Here is a 4345-nt window from a genome sequence, read left to right as displayed (position 1 = left end):
AGCCACAAGAATGGGCACGCTACCGCGAGCTGATGGATGGGCCGCTGGGTATCTACTCGCCCAACCTGGACCCGCTGTCCGCCCTGGGCATCGAAGCTCGCACGGACGAAGAACGGCGCCGCTATGCGGAACTGCAGGTGCAGGTGGAAGCGCGCCGCGTCGAGAAGCTGCTCGCCTACCAGCGCGCCTACGACGAGGCCTGGCAGCGCCTGAATCCGGGGATGCAGCGCGTGAACCTGCCCGACGACAAGCCGGGCGCCGGCCCATCCAGCAGTCCCTTGCGCGGCAGCGGCCGCATGGCGGTGTTCGTTAAGGACGGCTGCGCAGCCTGCGGACAGCTCGTGCAGCGCCTGCAATCCTCGGGCGCGGAGTTCGACCTGTACATGGTGGGCAGCCGCCAGGATGACGCGCGCATCCGCGACTGGGCCAAGCGCGCGCAGATCGACCCGGCGCGCGTGCGCGCCGGCAGCATCACGCTCAACCACGACGGCGGCCGCTGGCTGTCACTGGGCCTGCCCGGCGATCTGCCCGCCGCCGTGCGCGAAGTGAACGGCCAATGGCAGCGCCAGCCGTAGCCATGCCCCTGCGCGCACTGGTGCTCACTGCCGGCCTGTATGCCGTTGCCGCCCTGGCCCAGGAGGTTCCGCCACCGGCTTACCAGCTTGCCGCCCAGCGCGCAGGCATCCCCTCGACCGTGCTCTACGCCGTGGCCTTGCAGGAGAGCGGCATCCGGCGCAACGGGCGCCTGGTGCCGTGGCCGTGGTCCCTCAACGTCGCCGGCCAGTCGCGCCGCTTCGCCACGCGCGCCGACGCCTGCGCTGGCCTGCAGCAGGCGATGCGCGCCACGCCGCACACGCGCATTGATGCGGGCCTGGGCCAGATCAACCTCGGCTACCACAAGCACCGCTTTACCGGCGCGTGCGACCTGCTGGATCCGTATCGCAACCTGGCCGTTGCCGCCGAGATCCTGAAGGAGCAGCACACCCCCGGCGAGGACTGGCTGCTGGCGATCGGCCGCTACCACCGCCCCGCAGGCGGCGAGCCCGCCGCCCGCTATCGGCGCAGCGTGTCGCGCCACCTTGCCCGCGTGCAGGGCACGCGACCAGCCGCCGCGGTCCTCGCGGCGCGCCAGGAGACCTCCCCATGACGAAACCCCATCCCGCCCATCTCGCGTGCACGGGCCTATTCAGGCTGTGGTCAGGCCTGCCGCTGGCCGCGCGTGCCGGCGAGCCACTGATCGTTGTCGAGGACCTTGGCGGCGCGTCGGTCTTGCCACACTACGCCGCCCCTAATCTCCAGCCGCGCGCCAACGCACCGGCGCGGCCGTCCATCCCGACGCCCCAGGTTCCTGCCACACGGGCGGACGAAGCCGCGATGCTGCCGGTGCGCAGCGCCAAGCTCACGCCCGGCACCGTCGCGCGACGGGTGATCGAAGCGCCCGGCCTGCGGCCGTTCGTGGTCATCGGCGACGACGAGGCTTCCCGGGCCTGGTTGCAGCGCCGCGCCGCCGCTTTGCGCGAACGTGGCGCGGTCGGCCTGGTCGTCAACGTCGAGACCGCGCAGGGCCTGGCGCGGCTGCGCGCCCTGGTGCCGGGCGTGCCGCTCGCGCCCGTGGCCGGCGACGACCTGGCCGATCGCCTGGGCCTGCGGCACTACCCGGCGCTGATCACGGCCACCGGCATCGAGCAATGAAGCCATGTCGGGCAAACAGCCGGTCGAGGTTCTGCTACGCCCAGCGGTGGAGCTATACACCGTCGCGGCGTGTGCAGGCGCCGCGTTTCTGTGCCTGGTGGCCCCATGGTCGCTCGCGCTGAGCCCGGCCATGGGCATCGGCAGCGCCTTGGCGTTCGGCGCCTACGGCGCGATCCGCTACCGCGATGCCCGCATCATCCTGCGCTACCGGCGCAACATCCGCCGTCTGCCGCGTTACGTGATGACCAGCAAGGACGTGCCGGTCAGCCAGCAGCGCCTATTCGTGGGGCGCGGCTTTCTCTGGGAGCAGAAGCACACGCATCGGCTGATGCAGACGTACCGGCCCGAGTTCCGCCGCTACGTCGAGCCGACGCCGGCCTACCGGCTGACCAGGCGCCTGGAGGAACGGCTGGAGTTCGCGCCATTGCCGCTCTCGCGCCTGCCGAAGCTCACCGGCTGGGACGCGCCTTTCAACCCCGTGCGCCCGTTGCCGCCTGTCGGCGGCCTGCCAAGGCTGCACGGCATCGAGCCCGACGAAGTGGACGTCAGCCTGCCGCTGGGCGAGCGCGTCGGGCACTCGCTGGTGCTGGGCACCACGCGGGTGGGCAAGACGCGCCTGGCCGAGTTGTTCGTCACGCAGGACATCCGCCGCAGGAATGCTGCCGGCGAGCATGAGGTCGTCATCGTCATCGACCCCAAGGGGGATGCCGATCTCTTGAAACGGATGTACGTCGAAGCCCAGCGCGCTGGCCGCGAAGGCGAGTTCTACATCTTCCACTTGGGCTGGCCGGAAATCAGCGCCCGCTACAACGCCGTGGGCCGCTTCGGTCGGATCTCGGAAGTGGCGACACGCATCGCGGGGCAGCTCTCCGGCGAAGGCAACAGCGCGGCGTTCCGCGAGTTCGCATGGCGCTTCGTGAACATCATCGCCCGCGCCCTGGTGGAACTGGGGCAGCGCCCGGACTACATGCTGATCCAGCGCCACGTCATCAACATCGACGCGCTGTTCATTGAGTACGCCCAGCACTACTTTGCCAAGACGGAGCCCAAGGCCTGGGAGGTGATCGTCCAGATCGAGGCCAAGCTCAACGAGAAGAACATCCCAAGGAACATGATCGGGCGCGAGAAGCGTGTGGTGGCGCTGGAGCAATACCTCTCCCAGGCGCGCAACTACGACCCTGTGCTCGATGGCCTGCGCTCGGCGGTGCGCTACGACAAGACCTACTTCGACAAGATCGTTGCATCGCTGCTGCCGCTGCTGGAAAAGCTCACGAGCGGCAAGATCGCCCAGCTCCTGGCGCCGAACTACTCCGACCTGGCCGACCCGCGCCCGATCTTCGACTGGATGCAGGTCATCCGAAAGCGGGCCATCGTCTATGTGGGTCTGGATGCGTTGTCTGACGCCGAGGTCGCCGCAGCGGTCGGCAATTCGATGTTCTCTGACCTGGTTTCGGTGGCCGGACACATCTACAAGCACGGAATCGACGATGGCCTGCCCGGCGCAGTGGCTGGCGCTCGCGTGCCGATCAACGTGCACGCGGACGAATTCAATGAACTGATGGGCGATGAATTCATCCCGCTCATCAACAAGGGCGGCGGTGCCGGCCTGCAAGTCACGGCGTACACGCAGACGCTCTCGGACATCGAGGCCCGCATCGGAAATCGCGCGAAGGCCGGCCAAGTGATCGGGAATTTCAACAATTTATTCATGTTGCGCGTGCGCGAGACGGCCACCGCGGAACTGCTGACGAGGCAGTTGCCGAAGGTCGAGGTCTATACAACCACCATCGTCTCGGGCGCGACGGACAGCTCAGACATCCGCGGCGCGACGGATTTCACGTCGAACACCCAGGACCGCATCAGCATGGCCAGCGTGCCGATGATCGAGCCGTCACACGTCGTCGGCCTGCCCAAGGGCCAGTGCTTCGCGCTGCTGCAGGGCGGCCAGCTCTGGAAGGTGCGTATGCCGCTGCCGGCGCCGGACCCGGATGAAGTGATGCCGGCGGACCTGCAGCAACTGGCCGGGTACATGCGCCAGAGCTACAGCGAGGCCACGCAGTGGTGGGAGTTCACCAGCTCGTCGGCCTTGCAGGATGCGGCCTTGCCCGACGACCTGCTGGACGATGCCGCTGCGGCCGAGCCCGGCGCGGTGGCCACCGGCGCCGACGATGGCGCGGGCAACGAGGCCGTGCCATGAAGGATGCCGCCTCGACCGCGCAGCGGGAGCAGAACCATCGCCAAGGCTTGATCGTCGGCACCATCACCTTACCGTTCCGGCTGCTCGGGGTGCTCATTGGCTCGCTGCTGTTCTCGATCGTGGTGGAGTGCGCCGGCATGCACCTGTTCTGGAAGGACCAGGGCTGGCGCCACTCCCAGCAGATGCTGCGGTACGAACTCGGGCACCTGTCCAACCACTTCACGCGCAGCGTGGTGGTACAGGAGCCCGGGCGCACGGCGCACGAGTTGGTGGATACCGGGTACGAGTGGGTGTTCGTGCGCTCGGGGTTGCTGGAGCGCATGAGCCAGACCGCCGAGCGCGTCCGCGCGCCCAGCCACGGGCAGAGCCGCAACTTCCGCTGCGATATTAGTTAGGTCGATGGCGGGGACGAGAGTTAATGGATAGCTGTGGCCTTCACGACGCTCACCTTCCTGG

At 68.4% G+C, this 4345-nt stretch carries 4 protein-coding genes and 1 pseudogene; all 5 read left to right on the top strand.

Translation table 11 applies throughout. From position 1 onward, the window contains the following. On the top strand, positions 1-575 hold a 575-nt coding region (locus AC0Z6F_RS22485; protein ID WP_485618653.1), incomplete at its 5' end, for a TIGR03759 family integrating conjugative element protein. Between the two features lie 2 nt (positions 576-577). Beyond that, on the top strand, positions 578-1147 hold the full coding sequence (locus AC0Z6F_RS22480) for a transglycosylase SLT domain-containing protein (RefSeq protein WP_003050289.1): 570 nt from the start codon (positions 578-580) through the stop codon (positions 1145-1147). After that, the gene (locus tag AC0Z6F_RS22475; protein ID WP_485619604.1) at positions 1144-1692 is read left to right on the top strand and encodes an integrating conjugative element protein; all 549 of its coding nucleotides are present in this window, start codon (positions 1144-1146) and stop codon (positions 1690-1692) included. Before AC0Z6F_RS22480 ends, AC0Z6F_RS22475 begins: the two co-directional genes overlap by 4 nt. A 4-nt stretch (positions 1693-1696) precedes the next feature. Beyond that, entirely contained in the window at positions 1697-3889 is a 2193-nt protein-coding gene (gene traD, locus AC0Z6F_RS22470) for a type IV conjugative transfer system coupling protein TraD (protein WP_003116813.1), read from the top strand. After that, positions 3886-4305: pseudogene (locus AC0Z6F_RS22465) on the top strand (IncC plasmid conjugative DNA transfer DtrJ family protein); the annotation flags it as partial. The gene traD and the pseudogene AC0Z6F_RS22465, both read left to right, overlap by 4 nt. Positions 4306-4345: the final 40 nt, after the last annotated feature.

It is taken from the genome of Stenotrophomonas sp. 1L-E-5-B-C3, assembly GCF_057292075.1.
This window is presented reverse-complemented; position numbering and strand designations above follow the sequence as displayed.